The organism is Nonomuraea endophytica, from assembly GCF_014203235.1.
In the GTDB taxonomy this organism is placed as follows: domain Bacteria; phylum Actinomycetota; class Actinomycetes; order Streptosporangiales; family Streptosporangiaceae; genus Nonomuraea; species Nonomuraea endophytica.
Genome location: NZ_JACHIN010000013.1, coordinates 323435 through 338152 on the forward strand (window position 1 = coordinate 323435; position 14718 = coordinate 338152).

The 14718-nt window shown below is 72.6% G+C and carries 13 protein-coding genes; 8 read left to right on the forward strand and 5 right to left on the reverse strand.

Annotation, left to right across the window (positions count from 1 at the left end; all coding sequences use genetic code 11):
- Positions 1 to 69 precede the first annotated feature (69 nt).
- From HNR40_RS39755 to HNR40_RS39765, 3 genes are all read left to right on the forward strand, one after another.
- On the forward strand, positions 70 to 1569 hold the full coding sequence (locus HNR40_RS39755) for a serine/threonine-protein kinase (RefSeq protein WP_184970868.1): 1500 nt from the start codon (positions 70 to 72) through the stop codon (positions 1567 to 1569).
- Positions 1559 to 3007 (forward strand): serine/threonine-protein kinase, encoded by a 1449-nt coding sequence (locus tag HNR40_RS39760; protein WP_184970870.1) that lies wholly within the window; start codon positions 1559 to 1561, stop codon positions 3005 to 3007. Before HNR40_RS39755 ends, HNR40_RS39760 begins: the two co-directional genes overlap by 11 nt.
- 111 nt (positions 3008 to 3118) lie before the next feature.
- Positions 3119 to 4630, forward strand: a complete 1512-nt coding sequence (locus tag HNR40_RS39765; RefSeq protein WP_184970872.1) for a hypothetical protein — start codon at positions 3119 to 3121, stop codon at positions 4628 to 4630.
- 93 nt (positions 4631 to 4723) lie between these two features.
- Here the strand turns inward: HNR40_RS39765 and HNR40_RS39770 are convergent, their stop codons facing one another.
- Genes HNR40_RS39770 through HNR40_RS39780 form a run of 3 tightly spaced genes read right to left on the reverse strand, consistent with a single transcriptional unit; the run spans position 4724 to position 6964 of the window.
- Positions 4724 to 6253, reverse strand: a complete 1530-nt coding sequence (locus HNR40_RS39770) for a PH domain-containing protein (RefSeq protein ID WP_184970874.1) — start codon at positions 6251 to 6253, stop codon at positions 4724 to 4726.
- Complete coding sequence (locus HNR40_RS39775) at positions 6250 to 6741, reverse strand: PH domain-containing protein (RefSeq protein WP_184970876.1); 492 nt, start codon at positions 6739 to 6741, stop codon at positions 6250 to 6252. Before HNR40_RS39775 ends, HNR40_RS39770 begins: the two co-directional genes overlap by 4 nt.
- Before the next feature lies 1 nt (position 6742).
- Entirely contained in the window at positions 6743 to 6964 is a 222-nt protein-coding gene (locus tag HNR40_RS39780) for a hypothetical protein (protein ID WP_184970878.1), read from the reverse strand.
- Positions 6965 to 7075: 111 nt separating this feature from the next.
- On the opposite strand from HNR40_RS39780, the gene HNR40_RS39785 reads away from it, so the two are divergent.
- On the forward strand, positions 7076 to 8278 hold the full coding sequence (locus HNR40_RS39785) for a sensor histidine kinase (RefSeq protein WP_184970880.1): 1203 nt from the start codon (positions 7076 to 7078) through the stop codon (positions 8276 to 8278).
- A complete protein-coding gene (locus tag HNR40_RS39790; RefSeq protein ID WP_221341374.1) occupies positions 8275 to 8934 on the forward strand; it encodes a response regulator in 660 nt (219 codons plus the stop codon). The genes HNR40_RS39785 and HNR40_RS39790 overlap by 4 nt, the downstream gene beginning before the upstream one ends.
- Here HNR40_RS39790 and HNR40_RS39795 read toward each other — a convergent pair.
- Positions 8916 to 9800, reverse strand: coding sequence for a phosphotransferase family protein (locus HNR40_RS39795; RefSeq protein ID WP_246509966.1), 885 nt, complete (start codon positions 9798 to 9800; stop codon positions 8916 to 8918). The genes HNR40_RS39790 and HNR40_RS39795 overlap by 19 nt on opposite strands.
- 329 nt (positions 9801 to 10129) lie before the next feature.
- Between HNR40_RS39795 and HNR40_RS39800 the strand changes: the two genes are divergently transcribed.
- Positions 10130 to 11452, forward strand: coding sequence for an NYN domain-containing protein (locus tag HNR40_RS39800; protein ID WP_184970884.1), 1323 nt, complete (start codon positions 10130 to 10132; stop codon positions 11450 to 11452).
- A gap of 514 nt (positions 11453 to 11966) precedes the next feature.
- A complete protein-coding gene (locus tag HNR40_RS39805) occupies positions 11967 to 12920 on the forward strand; it encodes a C40 family peptidase (protein WP_246509967.1) in 954 nt (317 codons plus the stop codon).
- Positions 12921 to 12934: 14 nt separating this feature from the next.
- Here the strand turns inward: HNR40_RS39805 and HNR40_RS39810 are convergent, their stop codons facing one another.
- A complete protein-coding gene (locus HNR40_RS39810; protein WP_184970887.1) occupies positions 12935 to 13813 on the reverse strand; it encodes a LysR family transcriptional regulator in 879 nt (292 codons plus the stop codon).
- 70 nt (positions 13814 to 13883) lie between these two features.
- On the opposite strand from HNR40_RS39810, the gene HNR40_RS39815 reads away from it, so the two are divergent.
- Positions 13884 to 14516, forward strand: a complete 633-nt coding sequence (locus HNR40_RS39815) for a class I SAM-dependent methyltransferase (protein WP_184970889.1) — start codon at positions 13884 to 13886, stop codon at positions 14514 to 14516.
- The last annotated feature ends 202 nt before the right edge of the window (positions 14517 to 14718 follow it).

Consider the following 14718-nt stretch of genomic DNA (forward strand, 5'->3'; position numbering starts at 1 on the left):
GGCCGATCGGATCGGGGTTCGGGAGCGTACCTGACCGATAAATCACGATCTTTCGTTAGTCTCCTACCTATGTCCGGGGGACGACTCGCCAACAGGTACGCCCTGCTCCGGCCGCTCGGCAGCGGCGGCATGGGCCGCGTCTGGCTGGCACGAGACGAGATGCTTGATCGCGAGGTCGCGGTCAAGGAGCTCACGCTGCCCGAACACCTGGCCCCGCGCGAGCGCCACGAGGCCGTGACCAGGGCGGTGCGCGAGGCCCAGGCCACCGCCCAGCTACGCCACCCGGGGATCGTCGCGCTGCACGACGTCATCGTCGAGCACGACCGGCCCTGGCTGGTGATGGAACTGCTGCGCGGCCGCGACCTCGGCGCGCTGGTGGCCGCCCAGGGACCGTTGCCGCCCGCCCAGGTCGCCCGGATCGGCGCCGAGACGCTCGACGCGCTGTCGGCCGCCCACGCCCGCGGCCTGCAGCACCGGGACGTGAAGCCGGGCAACGTGTTCCTGACCGACTCGGGCCGGGTGGTGCTGACCGACTTCGGCATCGCCCGCCAGGAGGGCCAGGCCACGCTGACCGAGCAGGGGCTGATGATCGGCTCGCCCGGCTTCATCGCGCCGGAACGCCTGGAGGGCCACCCCGGCGGCCCAGCGAGCGACCTGTGGTCCCTGGCCGCCACGCTCTTCCTGGCCGCCGAGGGCAGCCCGGTGTACGACGGGCCGGTGGCCGAGCGGATCAAGAACACGCTCACCAGGCCGCCCAGACCCGCCCGCGGCCCGCTCGGCCTCCTCCTGGCCGCCATGCTCGCCCGCGACCCCGCCGCCCGCCCGGACGCCGCCACAGCCCTGCACGCGCTGCGGCGACTGGCCGCCGGCCAGAACCCCGAGCTGCCCAGAGGCCACGACGCCACCGTGCCCACCCGCCGCAAGGGCGGGAGCCGGGTCTGGATCTGGATCGCCGCCGCGGCCGCCGTGCTGCTGGTGGCCGGTGTGGGCGGCTTCTTCCTGCTGCGGCCGGGGGAGAACGCGCCGCCGAGCGCGTACAACGTGCCGCTCGACCTGTGCAAGCTGCTCACCCCCGAGGAGGTGGGCACGCTGCTCGACACCCGCCAGGCGCCGGCGGTCAAGCCGTCGGCCGACGAGGTCGGGCCCAAGTGCGGATGGACGACGCCGGGCGCCGGCGTCGGCCTGCAGGTGCAGAAGGACTCCGACACGCCCGACCCCTGGCGGATGACCCCCGTCACGGCCGGCCGCCTCCTGACCAACCAGGAGCGCTACTGGAACCGGTCGGAGAAGCTCCAGTGGACCTGGCCGGAGATCGGGGTCAAGCAGAGCCTGCCGGCCAACCGCGGCGCCATCAGGAAGGTCACCGCTCCCGGCGAGGGCGGCTTCGCCTTCGAGCTGTCCGGCAAGACGGGGCGGATCCACAGCTCGTTCGTGCTCTTCAGGACGGCGAACCTGGTCGTGCAGGTCGAGTACACCACGATCAACAACAAGCCCACCGACGTCGAGATCAGGAACACCGCGCAGAAGGCCGCGCAACTGGTCGAACAGGGGCTGCGCCGTGCGAGCTGACGGCTCCGGCTCCTATCTCCTCGCCGGCCGCTACCGCCTCCTGGAGCGGCTCGGCGAGGGCGGCGCAGGCACGGTGTGGCGGGCGCTCGACGAGACGCTCCACCGTTCCGTCGCGGTCAAGCAGGTCAGGGTGCCGGGCGGGCTGAGCCCGCAGGAGCGCGCCGAGTTCGCCCACCACGCCATCCACGAGGCCAGGGCCGCGGGACGGCTGCGCGACCCGGCCATCGTGCTCATCCACGACGTGGTGCTCGACGGCGACCAGCCGTGGATCATCATGGACCTGTCGACCGGCCGCTCGCTCGACAAGGTCGTCAAGGAGCACGGCCCGCTGCCGCCCGGCCTGGTGGCGGCGATCGGGCTGCGCGTGCTGTCGGCGCTGGAGACGGCGCACGCCGCCGGGATCGTCCACCAGGACGTGAAGCCGGCCAACATCCTGCTCGACGCCGACGGCACCGCGATGCTCACCGACTTCGGCATCGCCGCCCCCGTCGGCGGGCGCGGCGACCGCTACGGCAGCGCGGGCTCGCCCGGCTACATGGCCCCCGAGCGGCTCAACGGCGAGGCCTCGGGGCCCGCCTCCGACCTGTGGTCGCTCGGCGCGAGCCTGTACACCGTGGTGGAGGGGCGCCCGCCGTTCGAACGGGCCATGCCCGCCGCGGTGGCCGCCGCCGTGCTGCTGCACGAGCCGCCCTTCCCGACGCGCGCGGGCCGGGATCTGGGCGGGCTGCTCATGGCGATGCTGGCCAAGGAGCCCGCCGCCCGGCCCACGGCCGCGCAGGTCCGCGCCGCGCTGTCGGGCGGGCCGCCGCCTCGGGTCCAGGTCTCCGGGCCGCGCCGGCGGCGGTGGCTGCTGCCCGCCGCGCTCGCCGCCGTTCTCGTGCTGGGGATCGGGGTCTGGTACGGCGTGGCCGTACTGACCGCTCCGGACGCCGGAAGGTACGCCGCGGCCCCCGACCCGTGCGCCCTGCTCCCGGCGTCCAAGGCGGCCGAGCTGCTCGCGACCTCGGCCAAGGCGGAGCGCACCCGCGAGGGGGAGTGCCGCTGGCGGGTCTGGCGGGGTTCGCGGCCGGCCCGCGAGCTGACCGTGCGCACCCGTGCCGAGCAGCCGCGCGGGGGCCTGGACGGGCCTGGCGCGGCCCGCGCGCTGTTCGACGCCGACCGGGCCAACAGCACCGCGTCGAAGGGGACCACGTTCCGGCTGACCACCGGCGAGGTCGCCGACGTGCCGGGCGTGGGCGAGGCGGCGTTCGGGCAGTCGACGTTCAAGAAGCACCTGACGGGGAGCAACGGGCAGGGCACCGCGCGGGTGCTGTTCCGCGACAGCAACCTCATCGGGGAGGTCCTGGTCTACGAGCAGGACGCCCGCGGGGTCGGCGCGGACGACAAGGACCTGGCCGCGCGGGCCGCGAAGGCCGTGGCCGGCGCCCTGAGGGGCTGATGCGCATGGGACAAAGCTGATGCCATGGGACCGCTGATGCGTGCAAGTGCCTTGCAAGCCCCATGACTAGCATGTTTCCCCACCGTTCCCGGGCAAGTCAGGAGTGACGCAGTGAACCCCGGTAGCCAGTTCGAGCCGCCGACCAACCCGTACCGCGGACCGTTCGAGCAGCCGACCATGCCGCCGGCCCAGCTGCCTCCGCCCCGTCGCAGGGGCTGGATCGTCGCCCTGGTCGCCGCCGTGGTCGTGCTGGTCCTGGGCGCGGGGGCGGTGGCGGCGCTCGTGCTCACGGGCAGGGCCACGCTGCCCGGCGTCCGGCCGACCGCGGCCAAGCCGACGGGCGTGCCGTCCGGCTCGGGCTCGGGCAAGCCGGCGGCGCCGTCCGCGCTGGACGTCTGCGCGATGGTGCCGCCCAAGGAGGCCGAACGGCTGGTGCCCGGCGCCACGGTCAGCGGCGACTCGCGCGACGCCCCCGACTCCTACACGATCTCCTTCACGTGTAACTGGGCCAACCGCCGCATCTCCTACAACGAGTTCTGGCGCAGCCGCGAGATCGACATCCGGGTCGAGCAGCACAAGGGCGAGGGCGCCAAGACCGGCCGTTCCATGGCCCAGAGCTCCTACGAGCTCGACCTCAGCGGCGCCAAGTACCGCGAGACCGCCAAGCCGGAGCTGCGCAAGGGCGAGAAGGAGTACATCTCCCCGATGCGGGAGATCCCGGGCGTGGGCGAGGGCGCCTTCGTGCAGTACACCTGGCGGCGCTCCGGCGACCTGCTCTGGTACTCCTTCGGCGAGGCCCAGGCCAGGAACGGCGACATGACCGTCAAGGTCAAGTTCCAGGCCAGCCAGCAGCCCAAGGACGCCCAGATGCTCACGAACGAGGGCACCAAGTCCATCAACGAGGAGAACGCCCTGCGCGAGGCGAGCGCCCTGGTCGGGCACGTGGTGAAGGGCATGGCTGCCTGGCAGGCGGCCAACCCGAACGTGCTGGCCCAGCCCAAGCCCAAGGTCTCCACCTCGCCCACGGCCCGGCCCACGCTGTCGCCCACGCCGGTGGCGGTCTTCCCGCCGGTGTGCCAGAAGGTCGCGCAGGTGGCGCTGGAGCTCGTCCCGGAGGGCGAGACCCGCGCCCGCGACGCCGAGGCCGGCCAGGAGCGCCAGAGCGAGTGCCGCTGGCTGAACAAGAAGATCCCCATGGAGGGCGCCGGCTACAAGCTGCGCAGCGCCATGATCACGATCCACGAGTTCACCAACCGGGCGGGCGCCGAGGACCAGGGCGCGGCCAGGGGCCTGTACGCGCGCAAGCGCGGCGCCAACCAGGAGATGGGCTTCGGCGGCATCACCTGGAGCAAGATCACGGATGTCAAGGACCTGGGCGACAGCGCCTTCAGCCAGTACGTCACGTTCAAGAAGGGGCTGCTCCACAACGGCAGCGGCACGGTCGTCCTGCGCGTCGGCGCCAAGGTGGTCCTGGTGGACTACGCCGGCGTGGACGTCCCCGAGGGCGCGGCGCCCAACTCCGCCAAGGCCCGGCTGCTGGCCGACAGGGAGGCCCGCGAGGGCGCGCTCAAGCTGGCCCGGGCCTTCGCCGCGGCGATGAAGGAGCAGCCGACCGGCAGCTGACCTCCTGCAATTGGGTTGCAAGTGCGATGGCTACGCTTATCGGTCGAAGTCGCGCTTTGCCCAGCACAGGGGCCTGGGCAAGGCGCGACTTTCTCACCGCCTGACGACGAACGGCTCCAGCAGCCCGGGCACCGCGACGGACGCCGTGCGCAGGCCCTCGTCCTGGGCGACGTCCAGAACGTCGTAGTGCCCCTTGCCCGCCGCCGTGGTCGCCGAGACCGTCAGCAGCCCGGCCCGGCGCTGGAAGAACGACTGGCGCACCGTCCACCCCACGATGCCCGAGCGGTCCAGCGCCACCGTGCTGCGCAGCGCAGAACCCGACCGGGTGAGCAGGTGCCTGGGCCCCAGCCCGTGCCCCAGCCCCCGGTACGCGTCCACCGCGAGCCCCAGCGCCACCGGCAGGGCCACGACCGGCGCCGCCCAGGCCCAGACCGGCACCCACGTAAACACCGCGTCCAGGACGCCCACAGCGGCGGCCAGCACCACCACGTACGCCACGGCCCAGCGCAGCCGCCTGAGCCTGGCCGCGCGCGGGTGGCGCAGCAGCACCGGGTGCTCCTCGCCGGGAAGCGCGCCGTAGACGGCCGCGGCCACCTGCCAGGCCAGCTCGCGCGGCATCGGCGGGGTGAGCGCGGCCACGTCCTCGGTCTCGTTGTCCTCGGCCTTGCGCAGGCCCGTCGCCACCGCCTTCACCTTGGCGCCGCCGCCCAGCCGCAGCAGCAACGGCTCGGCCACCTCCACGCCGCGCAGCCGCCGCTCCTCCAGCGTCAGCGAGCGGGTGGTCAGCAGGCCGCGGTGCAGGCGCAGCCGTCCGGGCTCGCGTTCCAGCCGGTAGCGTCCCCACGTCTCGGCGAAGAGCCCCAGCGCCCCCACCAGGCCCACGAACACGTTGGCCGCCACGAAGGCCAGCGCGGCCAGCCACGGGTGCGCCCGCACCCACGACCACGCCTGGGTCAGCGTGCCGTCGCTCACCAGGTTGAAGCCGAGCACGTCGAGCAGCTTGTAGAGCGCGCCGGCCACGATCGCGCCGCCCACGAACGTCCAGATGCTCAGCGGGGCGTACCTGATCCAGGCCCAGTCCAGCCGCGCCACCGCCGCGTCGGCCGCCGCGGCCGTCCCCTCCTGCGGGCGCTCCGTCTCCAGCAGGGTACGGCGCAGCTCCTCCGCCTCCGGCCTGACCAGCGGGTCGAGGGTCAGCTCCTTGCTCTCGCCGGTGTGCTCTCCGGTGCCGACCTTGACCACGGCCAGCCCGAACGCCCGCCGTACCGGATCGGCGGTGATGTCCACGCTGCGCACGCGGTCGAGCGGCACGGACCGGTGGCGACGCTCGGCGATGCCGGAGCGCAGTTCCAGGCGCTCGTCCGTCAGCCGCCAGCGGGTGGTGCGCAGGCGCAGCAGGTCGTAGACCGCCACGGCGGCCATGATGACGACGGCGGCGAGCGCGTTGACGCCGGCCACGGCGGGGAACGACCAGTTCTCGCCGAGCAGGATCCGGCCGAGCACCACGACGACGGGCACGATGACGGCCACCGACATCACCATCGAGGCGGCCACGCTTCTGCTCGCCAGCTTCCGCCAGCCGCCCTGTTCGGGCAGGATCTCCTGTTCCTGAGCGGTGGTCACGTGGCGTCTCCGGGAGTGGCCTGGGTGATCGCGGTCAGGCGCTCGGCGAGCCGTGCCGCCTGCTCGTGGTCGAGCGCCTCGATCTTGATGTGGCCGGCGGCCGAGGCGGTGGTCACCGTGACGTCGGCCAGCCCGAACAGCCGTTGCACCGGCCCCCGCGCGGTGTCGACCGTCTGGATGCGCGACATCGGCGCCACCCGCCAGGTGTGGGTCACCCAACCCTGGCGGGTGTAGACCGCGTCGTCGGTGACCTCCCAGCGCTGCACCCGGTAGTACGCACGCGGCGCCACCAGGGCCAGCACCAGGCAGATCACGACGAACGCGGCCACCACCAGCCCCAGCCACAACGGCCGGTCGGAGAAGAACCAGAACGCGGCGGCGGCAGCCGCGGCGAGTGGCACGGCCAGCAGCAACGACTGGACCGTCCACCAGGAGACGGCCCTCGGGTCGGCCTGGTGGCGCGGCGGGCGCAGGGCCAGCGTGCTCATCTCAGGCCTCCCGCTTCTTGGCCGCGCTCGTGGCGGCCAGGAGCGCGGCGCCGAGCACACCGAGGACGATGCTGGCGAACACCTCGTATCCGCTCAGGAACGACAGCCTGTTGACCAGCAGCAGGTCGTGCGCCCAGCTCCACCAGCCGAACAAGGTATTGATCACGCCGCCCGCTCCCTGCAGAAGCAGAAGCCAGCCGGCTATCTCGAGGACCACTCTCATGGCTCCAGCCTGGCCCCGGGCCCGTTGACGCCGCCTCGGCCGTAGGTTGAGCGACACATCGACTTTGGTCGCTGTCTTTCTGTCGTTGGAAGGCTCTAACCTCGGGAAACGATGAAGGAGTCGGACGGCGCCCGGGCACCCGGGCAGGAATATCGATGGGCGCTGCCCTCGGTCCTGCTCGGCGACGGCGAGGAGGGACGGCCGGTCAAGCGCTCGACGCGCGACTGGATCGTCGACACGCTCATGTTCGCGCTGGCCTGCGTCCTCACGCTGCTCACGCTGCCCGAGATCAGCCAGGTCCCCGAGCCGCTGCAGGCCACCGAGCAGGTGCTCGGCGCGCTGGCGTGCGCGTCGCTGTGGCTGCGGCGGCGCTGGCCGGTCACGCTGGCGCTCGCGCTCACCGTGCTGTCGACCGGGCTGGTGCTGGTGGGCGGGGCCTCGGCGGTGGCGATGTTCACCGTGGCCGTGCACCGCCCGTTCAGGATCTCCGCCCCGGTGGCCTTGGCGAACATCGTCACGCTCTTCCCCTTCGCCTACTTCCGGCCCACCCCCGATCTGGGCTTCTGGGGCACCTTCGTGCTGGGCGCCTCGATCGTGACCGCGCTGTTCGCCTGGGGGCTCATGGTGCGCGCCAGGCGGCAGCTCGTCTGGTCGCTGCGCGTCCAGGCCGACACCGCGGCCGAGCAGGCCAAACACCTCGAACGCGAGCGCATCGCCCGGGAGATGCACGACGTGCTCGCCCACCGCCTGTCGATCCTGAGCCTGCACGCGGGCGCGCTGGAGTTCCGCCCCGACGCCAAGCCAGCCGAGATCGCCAGGGCCGCCGCCGCCATCCGCGAGAGCGCCCACCACGCGCTGCAGGACCTCCGCGGCGTGATCGGCGTGCTGCGCCACTCCGCCGGCGACGACGACGTCCCCGACCGCCCGCAGCCCACCCTCGCCGACGTCAGCACCCTGGTGGCCGAGGGCCGCCAGGCCGGCATGGACGTCGCGCTGATCCTGCCCGACCAGGAGGGCGTCCCCGACGCGCTGGGCCGCAACGCCTACCGCATCGTCCAGGAGGCGCTCACCAACGCCCGCAAGCACGCCGCCGGCGCGCCGGTGACGGTGCGGGTCTCCGGCGGTCCCGGCGACGGTCTCACGGTGGAGGTGCGCAACCCGGTCGGGGTACGGCTCGGCCCGCGCATCCCCGGCGCGGGGGCCGGGCTGATCGGGCTGACCGAACGCGCGGAGTTGTCCGGCGGCCGTCTGGAGCACGGCCCGCGACCCGATGGGGACTTTCTGGTGAAGGCATGGCTACCGTGGACGACATGACCACCGCACCGATCCGCGTACTGATCGTCGACGACGACGCCCTGGTCAGAGCGGGGCTGTCGATGATCCTTTCGGGGGCGGGCGACATCGAGATCGTCGGCGAGGCGGCCGACGGCGCGCAGGTGCCGCCGAGCGTGGCCGAGCACCGGCCCGACGTGGTGCTCATGGACATCCGCATGCCGGGCGTCGACGGCCTGGCCGCCACCGAGGCCCTGCGGGCCACCGCGTCGCCGCCGGAGGTGGTGGTGCTGACCACGTTCCACGCCGACGCCCAGGTGCTGCGGGCGCTGCGGGCCGGGGCCGCGGGGTTCCTGCTGAAGGACATCCCGCCCGGCGACCTGGTGTCGGCGATCCGCAAGGTGGCGGCAGGGGAGCCGATCCTGTCGCCGGTGGTCACCCGGCAGCTCATCTCGCACGTGTCCGACGGGGGCGTGGGGCAGCGTACCGACCGGGCGCGGGCTCTGCTGGCCCGGTTGAGCGAGCGCGAGCGGGAGGTGGCCGTCGCGGTGGGGCAGGGCAGGTCCAACGCGGAGATCGGGGCCGAGCTCTACATGAGCGTGGCCACGGTGAAGGCGCACGTGTCGCGCATCCTCACCAAGCTGGAGCTCAACAACCGGGTCCAGATCGCGCTGACCGTCTACGACGCCGGGCCCTGATCGCCGGCGAGCATCCGCTCGATGGCGGCGCGGTGCATGACCAGGTCGTCGGGGTCCTCGGGGTCGGCCTGCTCGCCGAAGTGGATGCGCCGCTGCCAGACGCGGGCCATGATGATGCCGTGCCGGAGGGCGGCGTACATCTCGTAGAAGTCCATGTCGCGGGGCTGGTAGCCGGTTAGTTCCTGATATTTCCGGCAGACGTCGTCGCGGCGCATGAAGTCTGGCATGCCGGGCAGTTCCAGCATCTCCGCGATGTCCTGGAAGAAGCGGTGCAGGAAGATGATCCAGCCGAGGTCCAGCTCTCTCGGGGCCGCGGCGGCCATCTCCCAGTCCAGCACGGCCACCGGGCGGAAGTCCCGGTACATGACGTTCCCCGGCCGGGCGTCGCCCCAGGTCAGCACGTCGGGGCCGGGGTCCTCCGGCCAGTGCGCCTCCAGCCAGTCGAAGGCCCGTTCCAGCACGGGGATGCGGCGCCTGCCGTGCGCCCAGGCGTAGTAGGCGCGCTGGTCCTCCACGTGCGCCCGCAGCCCGGCGGCGCCGAGGAAGGCCAGTTCGGCGGGGCGGATGGGCGCCTCGTGCACGGCCGCCAGGATCGCGACGGTCTCGTCCTGAAGCGTCCGCGCGCCCTCGGGATCGGCCTCCAGCAGCCAGCCCTCGCACGTGTACGGCATGACGTCGGGCGGGACCAGGCCCTCCTCACGCTCCATCACGAAGAACGGCATCCCGAGCGGCGCCGGGTCCGGCTCGAACCACAGCGCCCGGGGCGCCGGCACCCCCGCGCGCTCGCGGGCCAGCCGCATGACCTCGAACTGGGCGCCGAGATCGTAGGCGGGGAAGACGGGCACCGCCTCGGCGGTGGGCGCCATGCGAGCGACGCACCGTGTGGGCTTTTCGGCCCATTGTGCTGTGAAAAATAACGTTTCGCTGGACATTCCATTGCCCGAAGGACGCTCCAGCTCCGACACCGGGACCGCCCGGCCGAGCTTGGCCCCGAGCCACGCGGACACCCGATCGTGCAGTTCCTCCAGGTCACGCGTGGAAGTGCGCATCTGCTCCGTCACCCTGGACCTCCCTGGCCTGGCACAGTCGTATACCGCCAACCAAGCGCTTGTCCAGATGCAACGCACAGTTACGGTTAGGTACGCGGCAGCCGTACCCTTGACTGAAAGAGCAAGGCGCGAAGGGACACAACGGGATGAGTTCAGCCGGTGAAGGCCTGTCTCGCCCGCTCCCTGAGCAGGTAAGACTTAACGTCGTCGACCTCGCGGCGCAGGTCCTGGGGTCGATGCCGGCCGCCATCGTGCCTCCGCCGCTGCGCGGGATCGCCAAGTTCGATCCGCGCAAGCGCGCGAAGCTCGGCAGCGCGCCCATCGCCGCTCAGCTGGAGAGCGACAAGGAGTTCCGCGAGGCCGTCGCCGAGTCGGTCGCGGCCGGCTGGCCGGAGCTCGTCGCCGCGCTGGCCGAGGGCAGCGTGCCGCCGGCCGCCGACCCCGTGCTGGTGGCCGCCGCCGCGTACCTCACCCGCCCGCCCGGCTGGGCGGAGATGGTGGAGATGGCGCGCGCCGACCTGGAGCAGTCCGCCGTCGCCGCCGAGGGGTCCGCGCAGGAGCAGCAGGTCGTACGGCTGCGCGAACAGCTTGCCGGGGCGAAGACCGCCGCCAAGGAGGAGTCCGACCGGCTGCGCGAGCAGCTCAAGACCGCCCGCGCCGAGAACTCCGACCTTCGCCGCAAACTCCACGAGGCCCGTGAGCGCACCAAGGCGGCCGAGCAGCGCGTGACCGCCGTGGAGCAGGCCGCCGTCGAGGTGAAGACCGCCGCCACGGCCGCCGGGAGTGCGGGCGAGGCCGAGCTGCGCCGGTTGCGTGAGCGGCTGAGCGACGTGGAGAAGCAGCTGGAGGCCTCCCGCCGGGCCGCCCGCGAGGGCCGGAGCATCGAGGACGCCCGCATCAGGGTCCTCCTTGACGCGCTGCAGGACGCCTCGGCCGGTCTGCGCAGGGAACTGGCCCTGCCCACCACCATCAGCCGCCCGGCCGACTCGGTGGCGGCGGTGTCGCCCGGCGCCCCCGGTGTGCGGGGCGTGCCGGCCCGTGCACTGGCCGACGACGACCCGCAGCTGCTTGACCAGTTGCTGGCGTTGCCGCAGGTGCACCTGATCATCGACGGCTACAACGTGACCAAGACCGGCTACGGCAACTTCACCCTCGCCGACCAGCGCGCCCGCCTGATGACCGGCCTCGGCGGGCTGGTCGCCCAGACCCGGGTGGAGGTCACGGTGGTCTTCGACGGCGCCGAACTCAACTCACCCGTCCAGGTGGTGGCGCCCCGGGGGGTGCGCGTGCTGTTCAGCGCCCCGGGCGAGATCGCCGACGACGTGATCCGCCAGCTGGTCCGCGCCGAGCCGCCGGGCCGGGCGATCGCCGTGGTGTCATCGGACCGCGAGGTGGCCGAGTCGGTCCGCCGCATGGGCGCCCGCCCCGTCCCCTCCGCCCTCATCCTCCGCCGCCTCGGCCGCGTCTGACCCCCACCCACACCCTCTCGCCCCCACCCCCTCGCGCCTCGCGTCCCTCGGCCCGCGTCGTCCCGCCTCCGTGTCCTCGCGCTCGGCCTGTGCTCCCGGCCTTGTCCTTGGGTTTGCGTTCTGTGCCGGGCGTCCCGTGGCCTCCGCACGTGACGCCTTGGCTCTGGGTTTCGTGCTCTGGCGGAGGGAGTGAGGAGGAGTGTCAGACCGGATTGGTCTGCCTGGGTGCGCGGGTGCCTCGGCTGGGCGTAACTTCCGATCTGCGCCCACTGGCGCGGCCGGCCGCTCGACGGGCACCCCCAGCGGTCCCGGGCATCCGGACGGCGGCCGGTCGCGCGGTGCGGCGCCCGCTGCGTGTGACGGGGACGGCCTGGTGGCGGGTGGGGGAGGTGAGAGTGGTGGGGCGTGGGTTACAAATCGGGGTAAACGCTGAGAACACACCCATCACTTCTGTACTATTTGCCCCCAGGTGTGATCACTGGGAGGCGACGCTGTGAGGTTTGGCCGGGTTTCGTTGGCGACTGGTCTGGCGATCGGGCTGCTGGCGTCGCCGGTCGGCGTGGCCGTGGCTGATCCCAAGCCCACCATCAAACAGGCCAAGGCGAAGCTGTCCCGCCTCAACAACAAGGCCGACCACGTCGTCGAGCGCTTCAACACCGCCACCGAGCGGCACAAGACGGCGAAGAAGAAGTACGGCCAGCTCAACTCCTCCTACAAGGACAAGCTGGCCACCGTCGCCCGGCTGAGGGCCCAGGTCATCACCATGGCGGTCAACGACTACCAGATGGGCTCCGACGTCACCTCGTGGCCGGCGATGCTGGGCCAGGGCGACCCGATGAGCATGCTCAACGGCATGGCGCTCAGCGGCCAGCTCCAGGCGGAGCGGGCGGAGAAGCTGGCCGCGTTCGACCGGGAGAACAAGGGACTCAAGACGCAGCGCGACCTGGCCCAGGACGCGCTGGTCGCGGCCGATGACGAGCGCGACAAGGTCGAGAAGGAACGGGCCGAGATCCTCAAGCTGATCCAGGAGCAGAAGAAGCTCCTGCGCGAGCTCGGCGCGTACAAGTCGGGCGATCCCAACAGCACCGGCATCAAGTACACGGGCCCGGCGACCGGGAACGCGGCGGCGGTGCTGAAGTTCGCGTTCGGGCAGGTGGGCAAGCCGTACATCTACGGCGGCACCGGTCCGCGCGGCTACGACTGCTCGGGCTTCACCCAGGCCTCCTGGCGGGCGGCCGGCGTCTCGCTGCCGCGTACGACCTGGCAGCAGTGGGCGTGGGGGGCCAAGCGCCGGGTCTCGCTGGACGCGTTGCGCCCCGGTGACCTGATCTTCAGCGAGGGCCTCGGTCACGTCACGATTTATGCGGGCAACGGCAATATCGTGCACGCGCCCCAGACGGGTGACGTCATCAAGGTCGTCAAGTTCTCCTCGTACGGCAGGCGCGTCGTGGGCGCGATCCGCCCCTGAAGCCCCGGCCCACGTTACGGCCCGCCGTACCCCAACATGGTCCGCAGCAGCTCCTCCACGGCCGGTGAGCGGCCGGGCGCGGGCAGGACGGCGGCGAAGACGCGGCGCGCGGGCAGGGCGGGCTCGGGCCGCAGGAGCCTGATGTCCGGGCGCAGGGCCGCGCCGCCCGCGATCGACGGGAACACCATCACCCCGACGCCGGCCGCCACGAGCCCCTGACGCCCGTTCCAGTCATCGCACAGGTGGCTGACGCGCGGCGGCGTCCCCAGCGCGGCGGCGAGCTCGGACAGCGGCCCGAGGCAGTCGGGGTGGCTGCCGTCGATCCACGCCTGCCCGGCCAGCGCGCGCAGCCGCACGCTCTCCCCGGCCGCCAGCGGGTGGCTCTCCGGCAGCGCGACCAGCAGTTCGTCGTCGAGCAGCGGCACCAGGTCCAGGCCCGCGGGCGCGGGGTCCCACGAGGTGACCAGCGCGAGGTCGGCCTCTCCCGCGAGGACGGCGGACGCGCCGCCGCCGACGGTCAGGGACAGTTCGACGGCCGGGTGGCGGGCGGCGAAGAGGCGGAAGCACTCGGGCACGAACGCGGTGGCGGCGCTCGGGAACGCCTGTACGCGCACCCGCCCGTGCTCGCCCGCCGCGTGCGCGGCCAGCCGGGTCTCCAGCAGCGCGATCCCGTCGAGCACGTGCGCGGCCTGCTCCAGCGCGGCCTGCCCGGCGCCGGTGGGACGTACGCCGCGTGGCAGGCGGTGGAACAGCAACACTCCAGACCGGCGCTCCAGCGCGGCGATCTGCCGGGAAACCGCCGGTTGGGTCATGGACAGCGCCTCGGCGGCCGCCGAGAACGACCCGAGCCGCCCCACCTCTGACAGCACCTTCAGCGACCAGACGTCAAGCATGCATGGAGCTTATGCCTTTCATGCCGAACCCGCAGTGGTGCGCATGGCTCGGCCGCTGCACGATCGGGGCATGGACACCTGGATTCTCTCCGCGCTGCCCGAGGCTCCCGCCCGCGTCCTCGACGCCGGCTGCGGCGACGGCGAGCTGGCCGGTGCGCTGATCGCGCACGGCCACGACGTCACCGCCATCGACCTCGACCCGTCGGCGGCCCTCGCGGCGGGAGTGCCCGCGAAGCGCGCCGACCTGACGCGCTACGAGGACGACCCGTTCGACGTCATCGTGCTGTCACTGTCGCTGCACCACATGCACCCGCTGGAGGCCGCGCTCGACCGGGCGGCCGCGCTGCTGAGGCCGGACGGGCTGCTCGTGGTGGACGAGTTCGCCTGGGACTGGGCCGACGAGGCCGCCGCCACCTGGTTCTACGACGCCGGAACCCTGCTCGGCCGCTTCGACCGGCCCGAGCCGGACCCGATGATCCGCTGGCGCGAGGCGCACGTCGACCATTCGCCCGCGCGGGACATGCTCGAGGCCATCGCCGCCCGGTTCGAGATCCGGCGGACGCGGCGCGTGCCGTACCTCTTCCGCTATCTCGGCGGCGAGCACGCCGCGCGGCTGAAGGAGATCGAAGAGGTACGGCACGCGCCGACCGGCTTCCGGCTGACCGCTGTGACGCGTGTGACAGGAGGGGCGGATGGGACCTGACTCAGCCCTGGAGCTCCAAGTGTGAGGAGGGTCACATTTGAGTAACGGGACCCCGCTGCCCAGCAGGAGTTCCCGTCCTGACAGGGTCCTCTATCTGATCTTTACAACTTTGCCGGGACTTTGCCGGGCCGTGAACCCGGGAGTACGTTCTGGCGTCGCGGCGAACAAGCCATGTGGCCGCGAACCGGCATCAGCCCCGTCC

Bases quoted from the DNA above. Each gene is read 5' to 3' on its own strand.
- HNR40_RS39785 (WP_184970880.1), top strand. From the start codon at position 7,076: ATGAAGGAGTCGGACGGCGCCCGGGCACCCGGGCAGGAATATCGATGG.
- HNR40_RS39815 (WP_184970889.1), top strand. From the start codon at position 13,884: ATGGACACCTGGATTCTCTCCGCGCTGCCCGAGGCTCCCGCCCGCGTC.
- HNR40_RS39795 (WP_246509966.1), bottom strand. From the start codon at position 9,800: ATGGCGCCCACCGCCGAGGCGGTGCCCGTCTTCCCCGCCTACGATCTC.
- HNR40_RS39800 (WP_184970884.1), top strand. From the start codon at position 10,130: ATGAGTTCAGCCGGTGAAGGCCTGTCTCGCCCGCTCCCTGAGCAGGTA.
- HNR40_RS39755 (WP_184970868.1), top strand. From the start codon at position 70: ATGTCCGGGGGACGACTCGCCAACAGGTACGCCCTGCTCCGGCCGCTC.
- HNR40_RS39790 (WP_221341374.1), top strand. From the start codon at position 8,275: ATGACCACCGCACCGATCCGCGTACTGATCGTCGACGACGACGCCCTG.
- HNR40_RS39775 (WP_184970876.1), bottom strand. From the start codon at position 6,741: ATGAGCACGCTGGCCCTGCGCCCGCCGCGCCACCAGGCCGACCCGAGG.
- HNR40_RS39780 (WP_184970878.1), bottom strand. From the start codon at position 6,964: ATGAGAGTGGTCCTCGAGATAGCCGGCTGGCTTCTGCTTCTGCAGGGA.
- HNR40_RS39810 (WP_184970887.1), bottom strand. From the start codon at position 13,813: ATGCTTGACGTCTGGTCGCTGAAGGTGCTGTCAGAGGTGGGGCGGCTC.